The following is a 23,401-nucleotide window of genomic DNA, read 5'->3' on the forward strand; positions in this document are numbered from 1 at the left end:
ATCAGGCAGACATAAGGAGCGTTCCGGGCGTCAGCTCTTGACGCCCGCCCACGCCTCCAGCTGGGCGACGAAACGGCGGGCCGAGTTGGGCCAGTGGTGGTTCGCACGGGCCGCCGCATACCCACGGGCGCCCCGCGCATGCCGCTCCCGGACGTCGTCGCGCAGGGAGAGCACGGCCTGTGCCACCGCCTTGGGGTCGCGCCAGGGCACGACCATGCCGCTGTCGTAGCGCTCCACCAGCTCCACCGCGCGCGGAGACGGCGTGGTGATCACCGGGATGCCGTGGGCCATGTACTCCATGATCTTCGTGGGCATGGAGTGCCGGTAGTTGGGCTCGTCGTGCAGCAGCGACAGACCGGCCAGCGCGCCGTCGAGCCGCTTGAGCGCCTCGTCGTTCGGCATGAAGTCGCGCCACTCCAGCACGCCCTCGGACACCGCCTCGTTCAGCATCGGCCGCGACTGCGGGTCGGCGTAACCGATCAGCTCGACCGCCACCCGGTACGGCTGGAGCAGCCGGGCCACCTCGATGGCCTCGCGCACCCCGCGCGCCTCCGACAGCCACCCCAGGTAGACGACGCGGTCGTCACCGGGCGGGGTCACCTCGTCGGGCACCCAGGTCTCGTTGGGGACCACCAGGTGCGCCTGGCGGAACCGCCCGGCGTAGGCGGTCTCGGCCAGCAGCAGGTGCAGGTGCCGCTCGGCCGTGCCCTCCAGGAGCCGGGCCAGAAACCGCACCGGCGGGCGCAGGAACGCCGGCAGCCAGGGCTTCAGCGAGAGCGTGGCCGGGGTGTCCTCGTGCACGTCCCAGACCACCGGGGGCCGCTTGCGCACGCCCACCACCGCGAGCAGCAGCTCCGGGTCGTGCACCACAACGAGGTCGACCTGTCCGCGCATCCTCTTGAAGACCTTGCGCGCCGCGCGGACGGCCGACAGCCGCTTGCGCTCGGCGGCGCGCGGAAGGTCGACGCCGTTCACCCAGGAACGGGCCATCACCCCCCGCGCCGTGTACGGGGCCGCGTACGTGACCTCATGACCGGCGTCCACGAGCGCGCGGATCTGCCGGTGCAGGATCCGGGCGTCCTCGGGATGATGCACCACCGTCATGACGAGCACGTGCACTGCGCGCAGCCCTCCGTCGCTAGAGCCGCTCGACGCGTGCGCCCTCGGCGAGCACGCCGCGGGTGTCGAGCACGAGCTTGCCTTGGTCCTCGACGACGGACAGGTCGAAGGCGGCGTGCTGCTGGAGCAGCAGCGTCACGTCGGCTTCGGCCACCGCCCTGGCGAGGTCTTCCTCACGCGTCACCTGGACGTCGTCGACCCGCCACTCCTTGACGTACGGATCGACGAAGACCAGTTCCGCGCCCAGCTCCAGCAGCGCCCGCGCGACCGGCAGGGCCGGGGTCTCGCGCTCGTCGGCGATGTCGGGCTTGTACGTCACGCCGAGCAGCGCCACCCGGGAGCCGTTGACGGGCTTGCGGTGCCGGTTGAGCAGGCGCTGCACGCGGGCCACCACGTACGACGGCATCCGCTCGTTGATCTCCTGGGCCAGCTCGACGAACCGGAACGGGTAGCCGAGCTTGCGCACCGTGTAGGACAGGTAGGACGGGTCGACCGGGATGCAGTGCCCGCCGACGCCGGGTCCGGGCAGGAACTTCTGGAAGCCGAACGGCTTGGTGGCCGCGGCCTCGATCGACTCCCACAGGTCGACGCCCAGCTCGTCGCAGAAGATGGCCATCTCGTTGACCAGGGCGATGTTGACGTGCCGGTAGGTGTTCTCCAGCAGCTTGGCCATCTCGGCCTCGCGGGTGCCGCTGACCGGGACGACCTGCTCGACGAAGCGCGCGTAGAACGCGACCGCGCGGTCCTTGCAGGCCGGGGTGTAGCCGCCGACGACCTTGGGGGTGTTGCGCAGGCCGTACTTGGGGTTGCCCGGGTCGATGCGCTCGGGCGAGAAGGCGAGGTGGAAGTCGGTGCCCGCGGTCAGACCGGAGGTCTCCAGGATGGGACGGGCGACCTCGTCGGTGGTGCCGGGCCAGGTCGTGGACTCCAGGACCACCAGCGTGCCCGCGCTCAGGTTGCGGGCGACGGTGCCGGTGGCGCCCTCGACCGACGACAGGTCGGGGCGGTGGTCCTCGTCCAGCGGGGTCGGCACGCAGATGACGACGGCCGCGCTGTCGGACAGCACGGTCTCGTCCAGCGTGGCGGTGAAACCCGCCGCCAGCATGTGCTCCAGGTCGGCGTCGGTCAGGTCGTCGATGTAGGACCTGCCGGCGTTGAGGGCCTCGACCTTGTCCGGGTCGAGGTCCAGGCCGACGACCCGCAGACCCGCCGCCGTGGCCTCCTTGGCCAGGGGCATGCCGACGTAGCCCAGACCGATGACTGCCAGGTCGTAGGCAGTCACAGGATGACCTTGGAAAGCCGGAAACAACACTTCATGGTCGCAAAGGCTATCTCAAGTACGAACGAGCCACGCCTAATGCGATTGAACCCATCACAAACGGACGGAATCCTCGTTACCAACACGAGACCATCAACCGGCTATCGACTGGTAGATGTCACGGTACGTCGCCGCGATGCGGCTCCACGTACGCTTGGCCGCCACCTCGGCCCGTCCGGCCTCGCCCATCTCGGCCCTGCGGGCCGGGTCGTCGCGGAGCCCGGCGATGGCCTTGGCCAGCGCCTCGGGGTCCCCCGGGGGCACCAGCATCCCGGCGCCCTCCGAGCCGACCAGTTCCGACAGGGCGGGCAGGTCGCTGAGCACGACCGGCTTGCCCAGGGCCATCGCCTCGACCGGCTTCAGCGGCGTGACCAGCCGGCACACCCGCAGGTCCTCGCGGGGGCAGACGAAGATGTCGATGGCGGCCTGCGCCTGCAGCGCCTCGTCCGGGCCGACGCGGCCGGGCAGGATCGCGATGTCGCCCAGCCCGAGCTCCTCGACCTGCTCCAGCAGGGCCGGGCGCTCGGCGCCGTCCCCGACGAGCAGCACCTTGACCGGCGCCCCCTCGTCGCGCAGCAGCGCGGCGGCCCTGATCATGGTGGCGAAGCCCTCGTAGGCCACGATGCTGGAGACCGAGCCCATCACGATCTCACCGGGCTCGATACCGTACGCGGAGCGGAAGGCCGCGCCGTCGTACTCGGCGGCGAGCAGCGAGTCGTCCACCGCGTTCGGCGCGAGATAGATCTTCTCCCGGGGTACCCCGCGTTCGGCGATCTCCGTGGCCATCGTCTCCGCCAGGGTGACGACGGCGTCGGCCGAGCGCATGATGAACGCCTCGCGGTCGCGCTGCAGCAGGTGCCGCTGGCTGCCGACCCGCTTGGGGTCGCGGGAGGCCCAGGTCTCCTCCAGGAAGCCCCGGACCTCGTACACCATCGGGGTGCCGGTCCGCTCGCGGACCGCCAGCGCCACCGAGCCGTTGCGGTGGTCGGTCGCGGCGTGCAGCACCTGCGGCCGCAGGGTCCGCACCAGCTCGGTCACCTCGCCGGCGCCCCGGATCATGCGCCCGTGGCTCTCGAAGGGCACCTCACCGCTGGGGATCAGCCGGTGGTAGGGGATCCCGTCGATCTCCTCGTACGGCGTCGCGTCGGCGTGGCCCTGCATCATCGGCCAGCCCCAGCTCGTCACGACGTGCGGGTCCAGGCCGGCGGCCTTCTGCGAGGTGACGATCCGGTGCGTGCGCACGGTGTACCCGGCCTGCGTGTACGGCAGCGCGTTGGTCACGCAGTGCAGCACCCGGCCGGGGAACCGCTCGCCCACGATCACCTTGGCCTTGGGCGGGATCGGGTTCGGCTGGATCGCGGCCAGCTCGCCCGCGTAGTAGGCGGCCCGGCGCTTGATGAAGGGGTACCGGGTGTGCGCCTGCAGCACCGCGACGGCCTCGGTCATCCGGCCGGAGTCGAAGTGCTCCTTGGCCTCGGCCCAGGGGCCCTTCACCATGCGCATGCCGAGCCTGCGGACGACGACCTTGGCGCGGCGCGCGACCGGCCAGGCGAACCGGCCCACGATCGGGCGGACGCGCGGCGGCAGCGTCTCGGCCGCGGCCTGCGCCACCCGTACCGGGTCGGACTTGACCTTCGTCACCACGACGCGGGAGACGATCACCGGGTGCTGGACGAATCCTCTGAGCAGGCCGCGCAGCCCGGCCCGGGACGACTTGGCCGACACCGAGGGGACACCGGTCACCTGGGAGGCGTCCGCGACCGGTGAGACCGGCTCGACGGTGACCTTGTCGGGGTCGGCGTCGTCGAGGGGGGTCTCGGAGGGGGTGGGGGTGCCGGGGGCGTGGTCGTCGGTGTCCTGCGGGGTCGCGTCCTCGTCCTCGGTCTGGGGCGGGTCCGTGTTCTGCGGCGGGTCCGTTTTCGTGACCTGCGGTTCGTCCGCGTTCGGGGTGGCGGTGTCCGCTTCGGTCTCCGTGGGCGGCTCGACGGCCGGGGACGTGGCCTCGACGACGGAGGACGACGTGATCTCGGTAGCCGGGGGCGTCGTCTCGGTGGCCGGAGGTGTCGGCTCGGTGGCCGAGGACGTGCTCTCGGTGGCCGGGGGTGTCGTCTTGGCGACCGGGGACGCGCTCTCGGTAGCTGGGGACGCGCTCTCGGTGAGCGGGGACGCGCTCTCGGTGGCCGGGGGCGTCACCGGCGGGTAGGGGCTCGACGGAGCCGAGGGCGTCGTCCGGCCCGGTGGCTTCGCCGGGGCCGAGTTCGCCGGAACCGAGGGGGAGTCTGGCCTGCTGGCATCGGATACCACGCGGTGACCGTACCATAGGCAAGGTTTGCCCCACTGCCGCATGAAAGGCGAGGTCAATGAGGGACTTTGCCCATCCGGGTGCTGCTCAGGGCCCCGGCGATCCCCTCGTCCTGCACGTGCTCGGCGCACGCCCCAACTTCGTGAAGGCCGCACCGGTGGTGCGCGCGCTCGCCGAGGCGGGCGTGCGGCAGGGCATCGTGCACACCGGTCAGCACTACGACGCGCTGATGTCGGACGTCTTCTTCGCCGACCTCGGTCTCCCCGAGCCGATCGCCAACCTGGCCGTCGGTTCCGGCTCGCACGCCCGCCAGACGGCGGCCCTGCTGGTCGGGCTGGAGGACGTGATGACCGAGCAGCGGCCGGCGCTGGTCGTCGTCTACGGCGACGTGAACTCGACGCTGGCCGCGATCCTCGTCTGCGCCAAGCTGCACGTGCCGACCGCGCACGTGGAGGCGGGGCTGCGTTCCTTCGACCGGGAGATGCCCGAGGAGGTCAACCGGATCGTCACCGACGCCCTGTCGGACATCCTCTTCGCCACCTCGCCGGACGCGCTCTCCCACCTGGCCGCCGAGGGCGTCGACCCCGCCAGGGTGCACCTCGTCGGCAACCCGATGATCGACAGCCTCTTCTCCGCGCTGGACCGCCTCGACCCCGCGCCGGTCCGCGCCCGGCTCGGCCTTCCCGAGCGGTACGGGGTCGCCACCCTGCACCGTCCCGGCAACGTCGACGACCCCGCCTCCGCCAAGGAGCTGGTCGACGCCGTGCTGGAGGTGAGCGCGCGCCTGCCTCTCGTGGTGCCGCTGCACCCGCGCGGGCGTACCCGTCTGGCCGAGGCCGGGCTGGTGGACTCCGAGAACCTGCGCATCGTCGACCCGCTCGGCTACGTGGACTTCCTGTCGCTGGTACGGGGCGCGACACTGGTCGTCACCGACTCCGGTGGCGTGCAGGAGGAGACGACCATGCTGGGCGTCCCCTGCCTGACCGTGCGTCCCAACACCGAGCGGCCGATCACCATCACGCACGGCACCAACCGGCTGGTCACCCCCGCACAGCTGCCCGCCGCCGCCGACCGGGCACTGGCCGACGGGGCCGTGACCCCCTCGGGCGAGCTGCCCCCGCTCTGGGACGGCAAGGCCGGTCCCCGGATCGCCCGGGTGATCGAGACCTGGCTGCGCGGCGGCAACCTCTCACCGGCCGGGCAATCCGTATCGCCCAAATCCCTCTAAAGCGTCTATTCGGGTACGGCCGAAGCCGTACCCTGGCACGACCCCGGACAAAGGCGATCCCCCATGAGCGAAGAGACCCCCGAAGAGCCGAAGTTCCAGCGTCTCGGGCCGATCAACTGGCTGCCCGAGGAGCGCAAGACCGTCGAACGCTTCGAGGAGCGTGTCCGGGACCTGGAGCGGCGCCTGGCCATCGCCGAGGCCAAGGCCGAGTACGCCCAGTGGAAGCTGGAGTCGACCAAGGTGCAGCGCCCCTACCGGGTGGCCGAGGCGCTCACCGCGGCCAAGGGGTCGGGGGTCACCGCGCTGCCCGGCAGGCTGCGCTCGGCCATGCAGGCGCAGCGCGGGCCGAAGCCGCCCCGTCCGGTGACCGAGGTGATCGAGGAGCTCGATCAGCGGGGACCGTCGGTGGACGTGCCGGAGGTCAAGTGGCCGGCCGGGCCGATCGTCCGGCCTGATCTCAAGGTCGCGGTCATCCTGGACGACTTCTCCCGGATGGCGTTCCGCTACGAGTGGGACCAGATCGAGTTCGGGCTCCGCGACTGGCCGGAGATCTTCGCCGAGCGGCGCCCGGAGCTTCTGTTCGTGGAGTCGGCCTGGTACGGCAACCAGGGCCGCTGGCGCTACCAGATGACCGGGACGAACGCCCCCAAGGCGGAGCTGCGCGCCCTGCTCGACTGGTGCCGCGCCGAGGGGATCCCCACGGTCTTCTGGAACAAGGAGGACCCGCCGAACTTCGACTTCTTCATCGACACGGCCAAGCTGTTCGACCACGTCTTCACCTGCGACGGCGACATGGTCCCCCGCTACCGCGAGGTGCTGGGGCACGACCGGGTGGACGTGCTGCAGTTCGCCGCGCAGCCCCGGGTGCACAACCCGATCCAGGACAAGCGGGGGCGCCTGCACGACGTGGTCTTCGCGGGCATGTACTTCCGGGACAAGCACCCCGAGCGCCGCGAGCAGATGGAGACCGTGCTCGCCCCGATCCGCGAGCTCGGCCTGCACATCTTCGCCCGCAACGGGACCGTGGACGAGAAGTACGCCTGGCCCAAGGAGTACGTCCCGCACATCGTGGGCGAGCTCCCGTACGACCGGATGCTGGCCGCGTACAAGATGTACAAGGTCTTCCTGAACGTGAACTCGGTGCTCGACTCGCCGACCATGTGCGCCCGCCGGATCTTCGAGCTGTCGGCCTGCTCGACGTCGATCGTCTCGGGCTGGTCCCGCGCCATCGAGGAGACGTTCGGGTCGCTGATCCCGATCGCCCGTGACGAGCTGGAGTCCTACAACCAGGTCCTGCACCTGATCAACAGCCCCGAGCTCCGGGCCCGCCAGGGGCACCTGGCCATGCGCGAGGTCTTCGACAAGCACCTGTTCTCGCACCGGGTGGACCAGATCCTGACGATCCTGGGCAGGCCCGTGCAGCAGCGGACCCGGTCGATCTCGGTGGTGCTGCCCACCAACCGTGCCTCCCAGATCGAGCACGCGATCTCCTCGGTGGCCCGGCAGGTCCACCGGCCCGTCCAGCTCGTCATGGTGCTGCACGGCCTGGACATCGATCCCGTGGTGGTGGCCGACAAGGCGCGGATGGCCGGGATCACCGACGTGGTGGTGCTGCCCGCCGACCGGTCGCTGTCGCTGGGCGCCTGCCTGAACATGGGCATCGCCGCGGCCGAGGGCGACCTGATCGCCAAGATGGACGACGACAACCTCTACGGCGAGCACTACCTGTCGGACCTGGCCCGCGCCTTCGACTACTCCGACGCCGAACTGGTCGGCAAGGGCGCGCACTACGCCTACTTCGAGGGCAGCAACGCCACCATGCTCCGCCTGCCGGGGCTGGAGCACCGCTACGCCTTCCTGGTGCAGGGCGGTACCTTCCTCGGCAAGGCGGACATGTTCCGCCACTACGGGTTCGAGGACGTCACCCGGGGCGAGGACACCCGGCTGGTGCGCCGGTTGAAGGAGGACCGGGTCAAGATCTACTCCGCCGACCGGTTCAACTTCGTCTACTGGCGCAGCGGCGACGCGGGCATGCACACCTGGCAGGCCGACGACATCAAGCTCACCCGCAACGCCCAGTTCTCCTTCGCGGGGCGTCCCGACGACCACGTGATGATCTGACCTCGCTCCGGGGTGTGTCCCCGCTCCCGCGGCCGAATGCTCCGGACGGCCAGGACACGCATCCAGCGAAGTGGTGTGTGAGCCGACCTTGTGCAGGGATCGTCAGGCGATGGCGGCGATGTCACCGTCGTCGAAGTAGATCGACTGGTGGAGCCGACCACCGAGGGCAGCGGCATAGCGAGCCAGGATGTCCTGTCCGGAGATCTTGCCCTGCTCGATCTGAGAGACGCGTCCCTTGGTGACTCCCATGCGATCGGCTACCTGTTGCTGGGTCAGACCGCGCCCGCGGCGGATCTCCGCCAGCCGGTGTCCTTGGACCTCGGCCAGAAGTTCCCGCTTGCCAGCCTGAACGGCTTCCTCGCCACCGGCCCGCTGGACATGTTCAGACCGGATGTCCTTCCAGCGCACGTATCCGCTCATCTGCCATCCTCCTGTTGGGCGCGTTCTTTCAAATAGCTACAGGTATACCTCGGCGTCCGGAAAGACTGGCATCTATCCGCCGACGCCTACGTTGAGGGCAGCAGCGCCTTGAGGTGTGTTCGCGCTCCGGTGGGCGGGTGCTCCGGGCGGCCGTCGTCGGTGGCGGTCCGGTGGGTTCAGGCCTCCGGCCTGGCGGGCGCGCCGGTCACGGATTCTTACAAGCCGCCCGGAGCACCCGCCCACCTCCGCGCACGCCTTCCCTCGCCGTACACCTGCGGGCCGTAGTAGCTCTCTGACGGACCGCCCATCGGGCTCTGTGACGCTGAAGCGATCCGTACGGTCGCCCAGGGCCCGTCGCCGTAGCTGACGCGTCCGTGCGGGAAGGAGCGCAGGATGCTCGCCGTGACCGTCGCGTCTCGTCGTACCCGACATCGCTCGGCCTGGCTCGGGGGTTTCTTGGAAGACGGTGGCGACCGGCGCGCAGAAAGGCGGTTCCGCCCTCAGGTGGGAGCGGAGCCGCACAACAAAGAGGCCCCGTCTCCGACGGGGCCCCGCAACGCCCCAGTCAGATGTCAGTACTCGAGGGCGTTGTCCCGCACACACGAAACGACCAGCGCCAATCGTCCGCGACCTGGCCGTCGATTTCAACCTGCCACGTGTACAAACCTGGCTTGAGCTGCAGTTGCGCGTTGAACGCTACGGGCATATGCAGATCGTCTCCAGGCTCGCCATGCGCTGGGCGTCCGACCTCGAACTCGCCTGACACCTCGATGGGGGTGTCCGCACCGGACTCCCCCCGCATCACAGGCTCTCCGCCCGCATCCACGAGTCGAATCGTGAACTTGATCCGCCTACCGCTGTCGTCCCATGGCACATGGAAGATCACTCCGACGCCGCAGGCGAGCCGCCCTATGCTGGCAAAGTCCCAGCTGGCACCTGAGATGAACAACTTGCCGTCGGCGACCTGCGCATGATCTGCAAGTAGCAGCGTGACCTTCATGCCGTCCAAGGGTAGACCTGCTCAGCAGGCCAGGAGGGGTGGATGGGTTACGACGATGTCGTTGGCTCGCCGACCACCCACCGAGACGGTGAGGGCATCGGCGATCCCTGCGGCTGACTCCATGAGGAAATGCACCACTACCGGCCGCGCCTGGTCGTAGCGCTCGTCAAGATCTATGGCCTCGTCAAGATAGAAGGCGACGCCTTCCCTGGTGAGTTCCCTTACCTCGTCGAGGGTGTCACCGACCGCTGCGAACGTTTGAAGATCGGGTTCGGTCGATTCCGCCCACCAGACGTCGTCCTCGTGGTGGTAGACGACGGTCACTTTGCGCATCAGATCACCTACCCCAGGAGGTCCAAGGCCTCTGCCTCGGACAAGCCGACCTCGACTACAAGGTACTTGCGAATGATGCCCGGCGGAACAGTGGCCCCGTCATGGAATGAGAAAAGTAGAGGAGGAAGACCGATTGCCTTGAGGGTCCGATGGGACCCGTTTTGGCGGGCGACTTCGTAACCCAAAGGTTCCCGCATCAGGACGGCAAGGAACCTGCTTGCCTTCATCGAGGGGAACTTCGCCATGGCAGTCGATGATTCCACACGTTGGACCGATCTCGCCCCGTTCTCAAGCACTGTTCATCACTGAATTAATGAGCAGGATCTCGCACGTAGCCCTTCTTGACGAAGGACGAGAGGATCACGCCGGCGAGGGGGGCGGGGTCTTCGACGATGGACGGCGGACTTGTTCAGAGCGGTTCTGCTGAACCCGGGCGAGGATCTCCTCGTCGATCTCGACGGGGTCACTACGTCGCGGCCCAATCAACAATGATCGTCGGGAGCATGCCGGTCAGGATTGCGCTGGGCCTACCTCACAAATTTCGGGCCGGTCGAAATTCCATACTCACGAACCTAAATGTGAAAGCGGCTTGGCCTCTCTGCGAGAACAGCACTTTTTTTCTAAAAGATACGGAAGGTTCACAAAGCCGCCTTTCGGCTGCTCAGCGCGGTTCCGGAAACTCCGATGTTCACCGTGTGTGATCACCCGTATGCACAGAGCATGCAATCTGTGCAGCCCCATATGCATATGCACTACAGCGGCAAACGAGGAGAGCTCAGCGCGAAGGTCAGCCAGATCATCACCAAGATGACGAAGGCGGGCGCATGACCGACGTGCAGAGTCCGACCGTTCGTCGACGCCAACTCGGGATGGAACTACGTCGGCTACGAGAGCGCGCGAACGTGTCCGCCATCGAGGCGGGCGAGCGCATCGGTCGATCCGACTCGACGATCAGTCGCTTCGAGACCGGCAGGGTGACCATCCGCCAGAAGGTCCTCGTGCAACTTCTCGATCTGTACAACGCGACCGGCGGCGAGGCTCAAGCCGTGCTCGATCTCGCACGTGAGGCCGGTAAACGTGGATGGTGGCATGCCCACGGGGACGCGGTACCGCCCTGGTTCGAGATCTTCATCGGGCTCGAAGCCGAAGCCGCGTCGATACAGACTTATCAACCCCAATTGGTTCCCGGCATTCTTCAGACCGAGGCGTATGCCCGTGCCGTCATCGAAGCCGACAGGCCCGGCACTCCCCTCAGGAGATCGACAGGCTCGTCGACCTACGCATGGCACGGCAGAAACTTCTTACTCGGTCGAACCCGCCGGAGCTGTGGGCGGTGATGAGCGAAGCGGTCCTGCGACACGTCGTCGGCAGCTCCGCGATCATGCGGGAGCAACTGCTCAGGCTCTACGACGCGCGACACCTCGCAGGCGTCACTCTCCAGATACTGCCTTTCGCCGGAGGCGCCCATCCCGGGATGCTCGGCCCTTTCCACCTCCTGGAGTTCCCCCGACCATCTGATACTCATGTCGCTTATGTCGAGTATCTGATGGGCTCCATGTATTTGGAAAAGCCAGAGGAAGTGCGCAGGTATAGACTTTTTTTGACCATATTCGCGCGGCTGCCCTACCGCCCGGCAAGTCCGCTGCGCTGATGAGTTCGGTCATAGAGGAGATGACTTCATGACCGCAGAAGAGCGTGAGCCGCGAGCTCTCGCCGACCTGTCTCAGGCCTCCTGGCGCAAGAGCAGCCTCAGCGGCAACGGTGGAGCCGACTGCGTCGAGGTCGCCTCCGTCCCTGGTCTGGTGGCCGTCCGTGACTCCAAGGATTCCGGTGGCTCCGTGCTCGTCTTCTCGTCGGGTGGCTGGACCGCCTTCCTCGGTCGTCTCAAGGCCGGAGATTTCGGCACACGTCCCTGACCGGGGAGCCGGTCCGAAGCCGCCGTCGGGCGTGGAGGGGAGCCGAATGCCCCCGTTCCATGAGGGCCGGTCGTTCTAGCCTGGGTGGATGTCGATCGGCGGTACGGCGGCGTACGACGGGCTGGCGGGAGTGCCGCCGCTGGTGAGGCGGGCGGTCGAGGTCGCGCGGGAGGCGGGATTCGGGCCGTCCTGTCGTCCCGAGCAGGGGCGGCTGCTGCACGCGCCGGCGGCCGGTGCCGAGGTGATCGGGGAGACCGGGACCGGGTGCGGGGTGGGGCTGGCCTGGCTGGTCTCGGGTGCCCGGCCGGGGACGCGGGTGGTGAGTGTCGAGCGGGACGCGCGGTGGGCGGCGACGGCTGCCCGGATCTTCCACGATCACCCGCGGGTGGTGGTTCTTCACGGTGACTGGCGGGAGATCCACCGGGACGGGCCGTACGACCTGCTCGTGCTCGACGGTGGCGGGCAGGGCAAGGGGGGTGAGCCCCCGGCCGATCCGCACCTGCTGCTCAGGCCGGGAGGGACGCTGGTCGTCGACGACCTGACCCCGGCCCGGCACTGGCCACCGCGGTTCGGCGACGTCGTCGACCGGGCCCGGATGCACTGGCTCGACCACCCCGGGCTGGACGCGGCCGAGCTCAGACTCGCACCCGACCTGGCCACGCTCGTGGCCACCCGTCGTTTCCCCGACGCGTCCGGCGACGGCCCGATCCCGGAGCGGGTGGTCCGCAGGGGTGATCGCCATCCCCCTCGGGGCTGATGTTTCCCGCGTCGTGTTCGCCTAGATTTCCCCCGACGTGATCGTTGGCAGGCGGGCGACGGGCCACGCGGACGGGAACGAGGCGCGGCCGGGGCGGGTTCGCCGGTCCTTGTCCGCGAGGTCGTCGCCCGGATTTCCCCTCGGGAGTGACGTGGCCATGAGCAACCCGGAGTACGCGGCCGACCTCGCCTGGCAGGAGGTGCTGGAGGAGGCGTTGCAGGCCGCCCGGACCGTCGCCGACGACTGGCTGAGGGCGTGCCGCCTGACGGCACTGGTACCGCACGTGGAGGGCACGGCCCGCGGGGAGCTGATGGAGGAGATCCTGCGGACCGTCCGGGCCATCGCCGACGAGGTGAACCGGTCGTTCGCGCTGAGGATGGCGGCCGGGTGGCTGGACACCGCCGGGCTGGAGGAGTCCCTGCGGATCGTCGAGACCCTCACCGACGAGGGGCTCCGGTTGTCCCTGCTGGCGGACATGACCGAGCACCTCACCGGGTCCGCCCGGCGCGAGGCCGTGGAGCGGGTGCTGCGGGCGGCCCGGGACACGACCGACGAGGATCGGCGGGCGCGGTCGCTGGAGTCGGTGGCCGGCCGGCTCGACGATCCCTCCCGGCGGGAGGAGGCCGTACGGATCGCCGAGACCATCACCGACGGAGGCTCCCGGGCGCGGGTGCTGGCGATGATCGCCGAGCACACCGAGGGCGCCACCCGGCAGGAGCTCCTGGACAGCGCGCTGCGGGCCGCGCGGTGCCTCGACGACGCGGGGAGCAGGGCGTACGCGCTGGTCGCGGTGGTCGGAGGGTTGGAGGGGACCGTCCGGGACGAGGTGACGGAGGAAGCGTTGGGGGCCGCCCTGGCCGTCACGGACGACAAGGAGCGGGCCTACGCGCTGCTCTCGGTCGCCGAGAGGTCGGACGGGTCCGCCCGGCGCGAGACGATGGAGCGGGCGCTGGAGGCCGCGCTGGCCGTCGCCGACGACGAGGACCGGTCGTATGCGCTGTTCGTGGTGACCAGGAGGCTGGACGTCCCCGTCCGGGCGGACCTCGCCGGGCGGGTCGGCCCTGCCGTCACCGATCGGGTGAGCCGGGCCGAGGCGCTGGCGGCGCTGGTACGGAACACCGAGGGCGCCGTCCGGGAGGAGATCCTGGAGGAGGCCCTGAACACCACCCGGGTCATCGTCAACACGGCGGCCAGGGGGAAGGCGCTCGCCGCGGTCGCGGAGCACCTGGACGATCCCGCCCACCTGGACAGGGTCTGGTGGGTCGCCCTCACCGCCCTTCTCGACCAGAAGGGCCACGCCAAGGTGCTGACGATGCTGGCGTGGCGGAGCGAGAGCGGGAGCGAGCTCCGCCGGCGGGCGCTGGGGCAGGTCCTGGATTTCGTCGCGTCCCCCGACAACGAGTGGTACCAGCTCAATATGCTCACCGCGGCGGCCGAGTACCTGGAGGACGCGGACCACCTCGAGCGGGCGTTGGGGATCGCCGCGTCCATCACGCACCAGTGGGGCCGGGCGACGGCGCTGGTCGCGGTGGTGAAGCGGCTGCGGGATCCCGCCCGCCTGGAGGAGGCCCTGCGGGCCGCCCGGTCCGTCACCGAGGACAAGAGCCGGGCGATGGCGCTGACGGCGATCGTGGAGCGGCTTCGGGAACCGGAACGGTAGGGGAAAGGGCCGGACGGGTCCGGCCCTTCGAACCTCGGTCCCTCGCCCGCGGGCTGCTTGTGGTCTACTCACGACGTCGCGACTCCGGGACGACCCGTGGCCCTGCGGAGGGGCTGGAGAGGCCCCGGAGTTCGGCATCGGTGAACCCCGTCGATGGCATCGGTCACCGGGCCTGAGTCGCCGGCTGCGGCGGATCTTCCGGAAAGGACCATGAGCGCTGACCCGGGTCGTGCGGTGCGGGGTCGAGCGAGGGTCGTGATGTTCGCGACCACCGTGATCATGGGAACCGGCGGATTCGGGCGGACAGTACATGTGTGTGGAAACGACTATGCGTGCCCGGGTGCGCGCCGGAGATCCGGACGCTTTCGCCCGGCTGTTCGACGACTACGCGCGCTCGGTCTACAACCATGCCTTCCGGCTGACCGGTGACTGGTCGACCGCCGAGGACGTGGTCTCCGTTACCTTCCTGGAGGCGTGGCGTCTGCGCGGCAGGGTCGACGTGGGCGGCGGCTCGTTACGACCCTGGCTGCTCGGCGTCGCGACCAACGTCGCGCGCAACGTCAACCGTGCAGCCCGGCGGCACGAGGGGGCGCTGGCCCGGCTGCCTCCGGGCGGGGCGGTCCCGGACATCGCCGAGGAGGTGGCGAGTCGCGTCGACGACGACGAGTTGCTGGCATCGGTCCGGGTGGCCCTGGACGCGCTGCGCCGCCCGGAGCGGGAAGTGATCGCGCTGTGCGTGTGGGCCGGTCTCGGGTACGCCGAGGCGGCCGAAGCCCTGGGAGTGCCGGTGGGCACGGTCCGATCCCGGCTCTCGCGGGCGAGGAGGCGGTTACGGAAGCTCGCCGTGAATGCGGTGGCGAGGCCGGGAGGCGGAGCGGGAGCACGGACGGAGACGGAGACGGGGACGGGGACGGGAGGGACATGGGAACCGGGAGCCCGGTCCAGACAGGTAAACGGTGACCGCGAGAACGCGGTCCGGTTCGTTCGGGAGAAGACCCTGTGAATACCGCCACGCCCCAGCCTGATCCCGGTCGGATCGAGGAGCTGGCCCGGCTGCTGCCGGTCCCGGTGGAGCGGGACCTTCCGGTGGACCGCCGCCGGCCGCTCAAGGAGTTCATGATGCAGGAGATCCAACGGGACACCCGGTCCGGGGAGCGGGTACGCCGTCACGCGCTACGGCGTCCGGCGTTCCTCGCCCCCGTCCTGGCCGCCGCCGTGGCGCTGGCGGTGGCCGTGCCGGTTCTCGTCTCCGGGGGAGCCCCGGCCTACGCCGTGGCGCGGAATCCCGACGGCACGATCTCGGTGCGGATCAACGAGATCAGGGATGCCAAGAAGCTGGAGGCCGATCTGAACGCCCTGGGCTTCAAGGCGGTCGTGGATTACGTGCCCCAGGGAAAGCAGTGCGAGGATCCGCGTGGTGACGACCTGCTGCCGTCCGAGAGGTCCTACGGACGCGCCGCCGACAACCCGCTGGTCATCATCGACAGGGGCGGGGTGTCGGAGAAGGGCTTCATCTTCAACCCCGCGGCCCTGGAGGAGGGACAGACGGCGGTGCTGGAGTTCAACATCGGCGATCCCACCGTGCACATATGGGCGCGGATCGCGAACGGGCCGGTGAGGCCGTGCGTCATGGCCGACACCACCGGGTACCCCGTCGGCCCCTCCGAGGTGCCCGGCACGCCGGCCGGGTAGGCCGGGGATGGCCCTCGGCATCGCCGTGAACCCCTGCGGCTCTCGCGGGTGACCCAGGGTTCCAGGTGGCGTACCGCGTCCGTGTCGTGGACGGGCCGTGATCGCGCGGAGGTACGGCATGCGACGACGCCCCCGCCCGGATGACTCCGGGCGGGGGCGTCGCGGTGCCGGGGGCGGTGGTCTCCGGATTCCCTCGGGATCTCCCCTGGGGAACCGGCCGCCCCCGGTCACGGATTAGCGGACGCTACCCCGCCTGCCGTACAGGCTCACCGCCAGGATGACGCCGATGGCCGCGAGAGCGATCTGGATGAGGATCTCGATCCAGTCGATTCCCGACGTGCTGGAGACCCCGAGGGCCCTGGCGATCGCGGTGCCGATGAGGGCCGCGACGATACCGATCACGATGGTCAGCCAGATCGGGATGCCCTGCTTGCCGGGCACGACGAGCCGACCCAGGAAACCGATGATGGCACCGATGACGATGGCGGTGATGATGCCGGTGACTGTCATGTTCCACGCTCCCTGTCTGCTCAGCTGCCAGGCGTATGCCCTGGGAAAGAGGAACAACACATCACGGAGTGATCTCAATCGGTAGCGGCCGGTCACGGAAACGTCACGGGGTCGTCCATTCCGTCTTCACATCGGCGTGGCTCCGGGGGGTGACCGCCGACGTCAGGGCGCGATACGGCCGCTGGATACGGGTGCGAAGTGCCGGTAGGCGAGGGGAGGCGGAGAGTGAGGGGCACCGGCCGCGCGGGCTCGGCCGCCGGAGGCGTGGCGCGGCCGGGAAGGGCGGGCGATGCAGGCGACTTGCACCTTTTGTAGGAGTTTTACTGTGTAATTGTGCTTATGGGAGATATGTCGTAGAAGAGCATTGATCGGGTGGGTAAAGATTCTCGAAAAGTGCAGCGCGGCGACCGGCGTGACCCCTCCAGATCAGGAGGATCGCCTCATGACCGATCCTCACGAGATCAATCCGAGTAAGGCTCTGGAACTCGGCATGGACCGGCACATCCCCCGCCAGGACTTCTTCGACGGGGTCGTCGTCCCGGACGGGATCGCGGCGCTCCCCTCGCCCCGCTTCAGGAACGGGGACGTTCCCGCGCGCGTTCGCGGGCCGGAGGGCGCCGACGGCCGCCACCCGCTCTCCCCCGCGGACCCGTGCGACGAGACCGCGCGGCCACCGAGCCTGTCGCACGTCCTGCGCGACCCTCGGTTCCGGCCGTCCGCGGGCACGTCGGAGCCCACCGGCGAGCACTACGACCTGGTCGTGGTCGGAGCCGGGGTCAGCGGCGTCAGCGCGGCGTACCGGTGGCTGGATCGCGCTCCGGCCGCGCGGATCCTGATCCTGGACGACCACGACGACGTCGGCGGGCACGCCCTGCACGGTGGGCCCCGTCCGGGCGGCGGGAAGGGACCCGCGGGCGCGTACGGCGGGGTGCGGTCCGCCGAGAGGCCGCCTGCCTGGACCCCCGAGGGCAGGGAGCTTCTCGGCAGGCTGGACATCCGTTCCCGCAGGCCCGGCAGGCACGCCGCACCGGCCTCGTCCCCGGACGCGCCGATGCACGACGCCGTCTACTGCGACCGGGAGACGTTCCCCTCCGAGAGGCTGGTCGTGCTCGCCCCCGGTGAGCGGGCCGGGCGGTGGATCACCGAGCTCCCCGTCTCCGCGCAGGCCCGCAGGGACCTGCTGATGCTCTACCTCGACCCGCCCGACTGGTTTCCCGGGCTGTCCGCCGAGGAGAAGCAGGAACGGCTGGCCCGACTGACCTACGCGGGTTTCCTCAGGGACGTCTGCGGGGTCCATCCGGACGTGCTGACGTTCGTCGCGACCATGCCGGGCGAGCGGTGGGGGTACGGGTCCGACGCCCTGGGCGCGATCGACGCCTGGGGGGACGCCGACGAGTACCGCTACCCCGGGTTCGCCGGGCTGGGGCTCGACAGGTCCGCACCGTCCCGGTACAACTCCCCCACCATGATCAAGGAATGGGGGACGGAGAGGTCGCGCTCCTGCCACTTCCCCGGCGGCAACCAGGCGATCATCCGGACGATGCTCGCACGGATGGTCCCGGGTTTCGCCACCGCCACCGGCGCGGAGGGCATCACCACCGCGACCTTCGACCGCACCGCGCTCGACCGGCCGGGGAACCGGGTGCGCGTGCGCCTGTCCAGCCCGGTCGTCTCGGCGGCCAACGACGGCCCCGCCGGTACGGCCGCCTCGGCCACGGTCGGCTACGTCGACGGCCCGCGGGTGAGGACCGTCCGGGCCCAAAACGTGATCATGGCCTGCTGGAACTCCGTGATCCCCCACCTGGTCGGCGACCTGCCGCCCGCGCAACGGGCCGCGCTGCACCGGGCCGTGAAGGTGCCCCTGCTGCGCGCGACGGTCCGGCTCCGCCACCGGCGGCCCTGGAAGGAGCTCGGGATCGGGCACGCCCGTTTCACCGGGGCCTACTGGTGCGCGGCCGGGCTCGCCCCTCCGGCCCGGACCGGCGGCCACCGGCTCGCGGACGGGCCGGACGACCCGGTCACCGTGCACATGGCCGCGGCCCTGGTCACCCCCGGCGTGTCGCCCGCGCGGGGCTCGATCTCGGGGCGGTACGCCCTGATGGGGACGCCGTACCGGTACCTGGAGTACGGCATCCGCGACCAGCTCGCCCGGCTGCTCGGCCCCGCGGGGTTCGACCCGGCCCGCGACATCCAGGCGATCACCGTCGACCGGTGGGGCCAGGGCTACGCGCCCGAGTACGCCACCCCGTGGGACCTGGCCTTCTACCCCGACGGGCACCCGCCCGCGGCCACCGCCCGCCGGACGCACGGCCGGATCGCGATCGCCAACTCCGACTCCGTCCCCACCGCCCGCGCGGACGCGGCCATCACGGCCGCCTACCGCGCGGTCGCGGAGCTTCAGCGCTGAGGTGCGGGACAAGGTGCGGGACGGGGTCCGGTTTCTCCCGCCGGTCTTCTCCGGTCGGCCTTCTCAGAGGGAGTTTCGTTAGCTTTTGTTCCTGTTCATCGCGAACAGGCCAGGTTCCGGCTCGGTGAGGACGTCGCGGCCGGCCAGGCGTTTGAGCGTGGCGCACATGCCCTCGACATGACGTGGCCGATCTCCGGCCGACCTCGCCTTCCACGCTCGTGGCGCACGTGACGACACGCTAGGAGCCGTCACAGGTTTTCCCGACCTGCCAGGTGCACCCTTCGGGCAGCCGGGGTCCCTCGCCGGTCCAGCCGAGTTTTCTGACCACCATCGCATCGGCCATGTCGCCGATGTCCAGGCCGGTGGTCTCAGGCAGTGGCCCGGCCACCAGAGTCGTCGTCCCGAGCACGTCGCCGCTGGACCGATCGATCAACAGCCGCCGTTCCAGCGGATCGTGATCGACTCTGCGTACGATGGCCATGCCGCTTCGCCCTTCGGCATCCCTGGCCTCGTCCACGGTCCGCGCGCCCGGCGACGCGGCCATCATGCGCAGGACGGCCGCCCGCACCGCAGGAGGGGTGGGCGCGTACACGAGTAATCCCTCGCCCAACCCCCACAGCATGTCCTGATCCGAGGGCCGCTCGACATAGGAACGGCTCGTAGTGGCAGGTTCCTGGCGCTGTACGTCCCGCAGCCGCAGCAACAACTCTGCTCTCAGCCGCTGCGGGTCCTGTGGTAGCGCGAGGAGTTGGGAACGGGTCAGCGACACCCCCCCGGTGAGCTCGAAGCGCTCCGGGAAGTGATGGGACGTCCGGCCACGCCGGCCCTGCACACCTTTGCAGCCCACCGCGAAACCGCACAGTGCGGGCGCACCCGTCTCACGCCATTTCCGTTCGTCGGCGGTCGTGGAGGGCCGGGTGTAGAGCGGCGTCGTCTCCACGGCAGGGCCGCGGGGAGTCGCCCAGTAGACCCGGTGGACGCTGTCCTCGATGTTGTACCTCTGTCTGAGAGGCCGACCCCACACCAGCGTCTCCAATTCGCTACGCCAGTATTCACGCGGTTGCTCGGCTCGCCGCGCCAACGCGTCCACGACAGCGGTGAACCCCGCCGGAGCCGCCGAAGGGCGCAACAGCGAAGGGACGGTCGCGACCGTGCCGAGCACCACCGCGACGGCGGCGGCCGCCAACACCGGCAGCCCCCGAAAACCCCTGCGCGGCCGGACGGCGACAGGAGCGGCGACAGCTTTCAGGCTCTCCGGGGACACGAGTTCCGCACCGGCGGTGAAAGCGTCGCGGAGTCGGTCTTCAACGTTTCGGGTCATCGCTCCTCCTGCAGTTTCGCGGCGAGCACCTTCAGCGCCCGGGATGCCGTTGATTTGACCGTTCCGTGGCTGACCCCCATCACCTGGGCGATCTCCGCTTCTGACAGGTCGAGGTAGAACCGCAGCACCAACACCTCACGCTGGCGTCGCGGCAGAGCACGCACGGCCGAGAACACCTGCCGCCGGGTCTCCCCCAGCAGCGCCGCCGCCTCCGCCGACCAGAAGGGAACCTCGCGGTGACCGCGGAACCGCCCGATGATCACCCTGCGCCGCAGGATCATCCGGCACCCGTTGACCACGGCCGTGCGCAGGTAGGGCAGCACCTGCCCGCGGTCGGCCAATCGGCCCCACCTGCGATACACCGCGGCGAACGCGTCCTGAACCACGTCCTCGGCGCTCTCCTGATCGCCTACCAACAGGAACGCCAGGCGCACAAGCGCAAGGCGGTGGACGAGGAACAACTCGGTCACGACCGTGTCGGCCGAGGCCTCGCCGCCCGGGGAACCGGGTGGCGGATGGACAGTCTCGGATTTCATATCATCTACATGCACAAGCCCCCCAGGAGGTTGCGTCACGCCGGCGATCGAGTGGGTGCGCTCGGGCAGCATGACGGCGATCCGGTCGGCGAGCTTGGCCCACCGCTGCGGCAGGCGATCGAGGGCGGCCCCGTACTCCTCCCATGCCGAGACCGGCTTGTCGGGATCGAGCCGGCGGTGGATGGTGGTGCGCCCGCGCGTCCGCGCGCCCGCGCGCCCGGGCCGAGGCGACCCCCGCGATCACCAGTCCGGCCACGTCGACGGCGATGCCCCGCTTGCGGCCCGGCTCTTCTTGCCCGCGTCCGACCCGGTCGTGGTGGCCGGTGCGCCGACCGACGCGTGCACGGCCCGGGTGTCCGAGACCACCGCGGCGGGGTCCTCGCGCCGCCCGGCCTTCTCCCGGACCTGGCAGCGCAGCAGGTCATGGATGGTCTGATCGGTGCCGTCGTCGCGCCAGGCGGCGAAGTAGGAGTACACCGCGGTGTGCGGCGGCAGGTCATGGGAAGGCACCGCCACTGGCAGCCGGTCCGGGCCTGACCGGCTTCTCGGACCGGCTTCTCAGGCGGGTCGTCTCAGGCGGGTGAACGCCCAGCTCATGTCGGGCTCGACCGCCCAGTGGGTGGCGCGCCGTACCGGTGCCGTGCACAGCAGGGCGGCGAGCCCGACCCCGAAGAGCGCCACGGCCGTCACCCCCGGCACGGTCTGGGCCCAGTCCCCGTAGAACCGCTCGGCGACCTTCACCACCAGGCCGTGCAGGAGATAGGCGTACATGGTGGCCGCTCCGAGGCCCGTGTACAGGGTGCGCCGGGCCGGGGTGACCGCCAGGAAGGCGGCGACGAGGAGCGCGCCCGCGGCCAGGATGCCGAGGCGGATCAGGCTGCCGGTGAGGTCGTCGACGCCGATCGCGTCGTTGGCGTGCCGCCAGCGGATCCACTCGGTCTTCACGTGGGTGTGCAGGACGAACGCCAGCGCCGCCCCGGCGGTGAGCGTGACCGCTCCGGCGACCCGCACCCACCGGCGCCGCAGCCACTCGAAGTGCTCGGGACGCAGCATGAGCCCGAGCACGTAGAACGGGAGCAGGCCGAGGGTGCGGTTCATCGACAGCTCGTCGGGGAGCCTGCTCATGCCCGACAGCAGCGACAGCCCGACCGCCACCACGAGCGGCCACCGGAGCTGCTGCCAGACCGGGGTCGACAGCCGCCACAGGAACAGCGACATCAGGAACCAGGTCAGGTAGTACGGGTCCAGAAGGCTGATGTCGAGCTTGCCGTACAGGACGAGGCGGGGCAGCGAGTACAGCAGCTCGAAGATCACGTACGGCACGGCGAGCGTGCTGATCAGCTTGCGCGCCTTGCCCGACGAGAAGGTGAAGTTCCGCGACAGGTAGCCGCTGAGCACGATGAACAGCGGCATGTGGAACGTGTAGACGTAGAAGTAGGCCGCGTGCGCGACCGGCACGTCCCGCAGGTCCTCGATCAGGTGGCCCGAGACGACGAGGGTGATCGCCAGGAACTTGGCGTTGTCGAAGAAGGGGTCCCTGCCCGCGGCGGGCGGGAGGACGATCCGCAGCGGGGTTGCGACGCTCACAACCCTCGGACCGTAGTCGCGGCCCCCCAACACCCGGCGAACGGCCGGTGACCTCCGGGCGGCGGCCGTCCGACCGGCGGTGGTCGTCCGGACGGTGGCGGTCAGGGGCGGCCGGTTGCGGTTCTCGGACCGGTCGTGGTCAGGGGCGTCGGTCGCGGTCCCCCGGCCGGTCGTGGTCAGGTGGCCGGTCGTGGTCAGGTGGCCGGTCGTGGTCAGGTGGCCGGTCGTGGTCAGGTGGCCGGTCGTGGTCAGGTGGCCGGTCGTGGTCAGGTGGCGTCAGGCCACGGCGGCGGCGCTGACCTCCCACAGGGCGCGGGCCAGCTCGGGGTCGCGCATCCCGCGGGGGACGGTGGCCGGGGCGCTCTTGGCGAAGTACCGTCCCGGGTGGGCGGCGCCGTCCGGGTGGGTGGCGAGATGCACCATGGTGCTCGCCCCCTCCTCCACGCTCTGCCCCATGCCGGGCACGTTCTTCACCATCCACATCATGAACGTCGCCGGGGCGAACTCCGTCTTGATCACTCCGGGGTGGAAGCAGGTCGCGGTGACCCCGGTGCCCTCCAGGCGCCGGGCCAGCTCGACCGTGAAGAGGGCACCGGCCTGCTTGGAGTCGCCGTACTGGAGCCAGCCGCTCCAGTGGCGCCGGTCGCGGTTCAGGTCGGAGGGGTCCAGCCGCCCGGTCTTGGCGGCCCGGGAGGTGGTGGTGATCACCCGGCTCCCGATGCGGTCGAGCAGCAGGTTCGTCAGCAGGAACGGGGCCAGGTGGTTGACCTGCATCATCGTCTCGTGACCGTCCGCGGTGCGGGTGCGCTCGGTGGTCATCACGCCCGCGTTGTTGACCAGGACGTCGATCCGCTCGTAGCGGGAGCGCAGCTTCGCGGCCAGCTCGCGCACGTCGTCCAGGCGGGTGTGATCACAGGTGAAGGTGTCCGGGGCCGCCCCGCAGGCCGCCCGCACCCTCTCCGCCACCCGAGCCGTCTTGCCGGGATTACGGCCGACCAGAACGACCCGCTGCCCCCGCCTGGCGAGCTCGACCGCGGCCGCCTCACCGATTCCGGCACTAGCCCCTGTAATCACACTAATCATCAGATCCTCCCCTGCGCAGAAACCTTATTCGGTGCTAGTCTCCTGTGCGATCTTCCGGAGGCGTATCCATCCCTAAAGCGGCACGAGCCTC

At 70.0% G+C, this 23,401-nt stretch carries 20 protein-coding genes and 1 pseudogene; 9 read left to right on the forward strand and 12 right to left on the reverse strand.

Annotated elements, in window-relative coordinates:
- Positions 1-30: 30 nt before the first annotated feature.
- The 3 genes from ACZ6RT_RS04665 to ACZ6RT_RS04675 form a co-directional block, all read right to left on the reverse strand.
- A complete protein-coding gene (locus ACZ6RT_RS04665) occupies positions 31-1,119 on the reverse strand; it encodes a glycosyltransferase (protein ID WP_399185229.1) in 1,089 nt (362 codons plus the stop codon).
- 19 nt (positions 1,120-1,138) lie between these two features.
- Positions 1,139-2,401, reverse strand: a complete 1,263-nt coding sequence (locus ACZ6RT_RS04670) for a nucleotide sugar dehydrogenase (protein WP_399185227.1) — start codon at positions 2,399-2,401, stop codon at positions 1,139-1,141.
- Positions 2,402-2,530: 129 nt separating this feature from the next.
- The gene (locus ACZ6RT_RS04675) at positions 2,531-4,741 is read right to left on the reverse strand and encodes a glycosyltransferase family 4 protein (protein WP_470152234.1); all 2,211 of its coding nucleotides are present in this window, start codon (positions 4,739-4,741) and stop codon (positions 2,531-2,533) included.
- Positions 4,742-4,797: 56 nt separating this feature from the next.
- On the opposite strand from ACZ6RT_RS04675, the gene wecB reads away from it, so the two are divergent.
- Both wecB and ACZ6RT_RS04685 read left to right on the forward strand, forming a co-directional pair.
- Positions 4,798-5,967 (forward strand): non-hydrolyzing UDP-N-acetylglucosamine 2-epimerase, encoded by a 1,170-nt coding sequence (wecB, locus tag ACZ6RT_RS04680; RefSeq protein WP_399185225.1) that lies wholly within the window; start codon positions 4,798-4,800, stop codon positions 5,965-5,967.
- 63 nt (positions 5,968-6,030) lie between these two features.
- Positions 6,031-8,088 (forward strand): glycosyltransferase family protein, encoded by a 2,058-nt coding sequence (locus ACZ6RT_RS04685; protein WP_399185224.1) that lies wholly within the window; start codon positions 6,031-6,033, stop codon positions 8,086-8,088.
- 102 nt (positions 8,089-8,190) lie between these two features.
- Here ACZ6RT_RS04685 and ACZ6RT_RS04690 read toward each other — a convergent pair whose 3' ends face one another.
- The 3 genes from ACZ6RT_RS04690 to ACZ6RT_RS04700 form a co-directional block, all read right to left on the reverse strand.
- On the reverse strand, positions 8,191-8,508 hold the full coding sequence (locus ACZ6RT_RS04690; protein WP_399185223.1) for a helix-turn-helix domain-containing protein: 318 nt from the start codon (positions 8,506-8,508) through the stop codon (positions 8,191-8,193).
- Between the two features lie 565 nt (positions 8,509-9,073).
- Positions 9,074-9,508 carry a DUF6941 family protein gene (locus ACZ6RT_RS04695; protein WP_470152235.1) on the reverse strand — a complete coding sequence of 145 codons (435 nt, stop codon included), beginning with the start codon at positions 9,506-9,508 and terminating at the stop codon, positions 9,074-9,076.
- Between the two features lie 21 nt (positions 9,509-9,529).
- Positions 9,530-9,841, reverse strand: coding sequence for a type II toxin-antitoxin system HicB family antitoxin (locus tag ACZ6RT_RS04700; protein WP_399185221.1), 312 nt, complete (start codon positions 9,839-9,841; stop codon positions 9,530-9,532).
- Positions 9,842-10,710: 869 nt separating this feature from the next.
- Here ACZ6RT_RS04700 and ACZ6RT_RS04705 point away from each other — a divergent pair.
- The 6 genes and pseudogenes from ACZ6RT_RS04705 to ACZ6RT_RS04730 all read left to right on the forward strand — a co-directional run bounded on the left by ACZ6RT_RS04705 (position 10,711) and on the right by ACZ6RT_RS04730 (position 15,866).
- A pseudogene (locus ACZ6RT_RS04705) lies at positions 10,711-11,492 on the forward strand (helix-turn-helix domain-containing protein).
- A gap of 28 nt (positions 11,493-11,520) precedes the next feature.
- Positions 11,521-11,757 carry a DUF397 domain-containing protein gene (locus ACZ6RT_RS04710; protein ID WP_470152236.1) on the forward strand — a complete coding sequence of 79 codons (237 nt, stop codon included), beginning with the start codon at positions 11,521-11,523 and terminating at the stop codon, positions 11,755-11,757.
- 88 nt (positions 11,758-11,845) lie between these two features.
- Positions 11,846-12,514 (forward strand): O-methyltransferase, encoded by a 669-nt coding sequence (locus ACZ6RT_RS04715; protein WP_470152237.1) that lies wholly within the window; start codon positions 11,846-11,848, stop codon positions 12,512-12,514.
- A gap of 157 nt (positions 12,515-12,671) precedes the next feature.
- On the forward strand, positions 12,672-14,174 hold the full coding sequence (locus tag ACZ6RT_RS04720; protein WP_470152238.1) for a hypothetical protein: 1,503 nt from the start codon (positions 12,672-12,674) through the stop codon (positions 14,172-14,174).
- A gap of 328 nt (positions 14,175-14,502) precedes the next feature.
- Positions 14,503-15,177: an RNA polymerase sigma factor gene (locus ACZ6RT_RS04725; protein ID WP_470152239.1), complete on the forward strand. Its 675-nt coding sequence runs from the start codon at positions 14,503-14,505 to the stop codon at positions 15,175-15,177.
- Positions 15,174-15,866, forward strand: a complete 693-nt coding sequence (locus tag ACZ6RT_RS04730) for a hypothetical protein (protein ID WP_470152240.1) — start codon at positions 15,174-15,176, stop codon at positions 15,864-15,866. The genes ACZ6RT_RS04725 and ACZ6RT_RS04730 overlap by 4 nt, the downstream gene beginning before the upstream one ends.
- Positions 15,867-16,100: 234 nt before the next feature.
- On the opposite strand, the gene ACZ6RT_RS04735 is transcribed toward ACZ6RT_RS04730, so the two are convergent.
- The gene (locus tag ACZ6RT_RS04735; RefSeq protein ID WP_399185214.1) at positions 16,101-16,376 is read right to left on the reverse strand and encodes a GlsB/YeaQ/YmgE family stress response membrane protein; all 276 of its coding nucleotides are present in this window, start codon (positions 16,374-16,376) and stop codon (positions 16,101-16,103) included.
- Between the two features lie 442 nt (positions 16,377-16,818).
- Here ACZ6RT_RS04735 and ACZ6RT_RS04740 point away from each other — a divergent pair, with 442 nt between their 5' ends.
- Positions 16,819-18,783: an NAD(P)-binding protein gene (locus ACZ6RT_RS04740; protein ID WP_470152241.1), complete on the forward strand. Its 1,965-nt coding sequence runs from the start codon at positions 16,819-16,821 to the stop codon at positions 18,781-18,783.
- A gap of 238 nt (positions 18,784-19,021) precedes the next feature.
- Here the strand turns inward: ACZ6RT_RS04740 and ACZ6RT_RS04745 are convergent, their stop codons facing one another.
- From ACZ6RT_RS04745 to ACZ6RT_RS04765, 5 genes are all read right to left on the reverse strand, one after another.
- Entirely contained in the window at positions 19,022-20,104 is a 1,083-nt protein-coding gene (locus ACZ6RT_RS04745; protein ID WP_470152242.1) for a hypothetical protein, read from the reverse strand.
- Positions 20,101-20,712 (reverse strand): SigE family RNA polymerase sigma factor, encoded by a 612-nt coding sequence (locus tag ACZ6RT_RS04750; protein ID WP_399185211.1) that lies wholly within the window; start codon positions 20,710-20,712, stop codon positions 20,101-20,103. Before ACZ6RT_RS04750 ends, ACZ6RT_RS04745 begins: the two co-directional genes overlap by 4 nt.
- 168 nt (positions 20,713-20,880) lie before the next feature.
- Entirely contained in the window at positions 20,881-21,150 is a 270-nt protein-coding gene (locus ACZ6RT_RS04755; RefSeq protein ID WP_470152243.1) for a hypothetical protein, read from the reverse strand.
- A gap of 48 nt (positions 21,151-21,198) precedes the next feature.
- Positions 21,199-22,227, reverse strand: a complete 1,029-nt coding sequence (locus tag ACZ6RT_RS04760) for an acyltransferase family protein (protein WP_470152244.1) — start codon at positions 22,225-22,227, stop codon at positions 21,199-21,201.
- A 276-nt stretch (positions 22,228-22,503) separates the two neighbouring features.
- Positions 22,504-23,310, reverse strand: coding sequence for an SDR family NAD(P)-dependent oxidoreductase (locus ACZ6RT_RS04765; protein ID WP_470152245.1), 807 nt, complete (start codon positions 23,308-23,310; stop codon positions 22,504-22,506).
- Positions 23,311-23,401: the final 91 nt, after the last annotated feature.

The organism is Streptosporangium sp. NPDC050148 (assembly GCF_055586505.1).

What these genes read in the sequence shown, in the direction of transcription:
- wecB (WP_399185225.1), top strand. Translation starts at nt 4,798, where the DNA reads ATGAGGGACTTTGCCCATCCGGGTGCTGCTCAGGGCCCCGGCGATCCC.
- ACZ6RT_RS04725 (WP_470152239.1), top strand. Translation starts at nt 14,503, where the DNA reads ATGCGTGCCCGGGTGCGCGCCGGAGATCCGGACGCTTTCGCCCGGCTG.
- ACZ6RT_RS04700 (WP_399185221.1), bottom strand. Translation starts at nt 9,841, where the DNA reads ATGCGCAAAGTGACCGTCGTCTACCACCACGAGGACGACGTCTGGTGG.
- ACZ6RT_RS04750 (WP_399185211.1), bottom strand. Translation starts at nt 20,712, where the DNA reads ATGCTGCCCGAGCGCACCCACTCGATCGCCGGCGTGACGCAACCTCCT.
- ACZ6RT_RS04715 (WP_470152237.1), top strand. Translation starts at nt 11,846, where the DNA reads ATGTCGATCGGCGGTACGGCGGCGTACGACGGGCTGGCGGGAGTGCCG.
- ACZ6RT_RS04710 (WP_470152236.1), top strand. Translation starts at nt 11,521, where the DNA reads ATGACCGCAGAAGAGCGTGAGCCGCGAGCTCTCGCCGACCTGTCTCAG.
- ACZ6RT_RS04740 (WP_470152241.1), top strand. Translation starts at nt 16,819, where the DNA reads ATGACCGATCCTCACGAGATCAATCCGAGTAAGGCTCTGGAACTCGGC.
- ACZ6RT_RS04720 (WP_470152238.1), top strand. Translation starts at nt 12,672, where the DNA reads ATGAGCAACCCGGAGTACGCGGCCGACCTCGCCTGGCAGGAGGTGCTG.
- ACZ6RT_RS04735 (WP_399185214.1), bottom strand. Translation starts at nt 16,376, where the DNA reads ATGACAGTCACCGGCATCATCACCGCCATCGTCATCGGTGCCATCATC.
- ACZ6RT_RS04685 (WP_399185224.1), top strand. Translation starts at nt 6,031, where the DNA reads ATGAGCGAAGAGACCCCCGAAGAGCCGAAGTTCCAGCGTCTCGGGCCG.
- ACZ6RT_RS04745 (WP_470152242.1), bottom strand. Translation starts at nt 20,104, where the DNA reads ATGACCCGAAACGTTGAAGACCGACTCCGCGACGCTTTCACCGCCGGT.
- ACZ6RT_RS04765 (WP_470152245.1), bottom strand. Translation starts at nt 23,310, where the DNA reads ATGATTAGTGTGATTACAGGGGCTAGTGCCGGAATCGGTGAGGCGGCC.
- ACZ6RT_RS04695 (WP_470152235.1), bottom strand. Translation starts at nt 9,508, where the DNA reads ATGAAGGTCACGCTGCTACTTGCAGATCATGCGCAGGTCGCCGACGGC.
- ACZ6RT_RS04690 (WP_399185223.1), bottom strand. Translation starts at nt 8,508, where the DNA reads ATGAGCGGATACGTGCGCTGGAAGGACATCCGGTCTGAACATGTCCAG.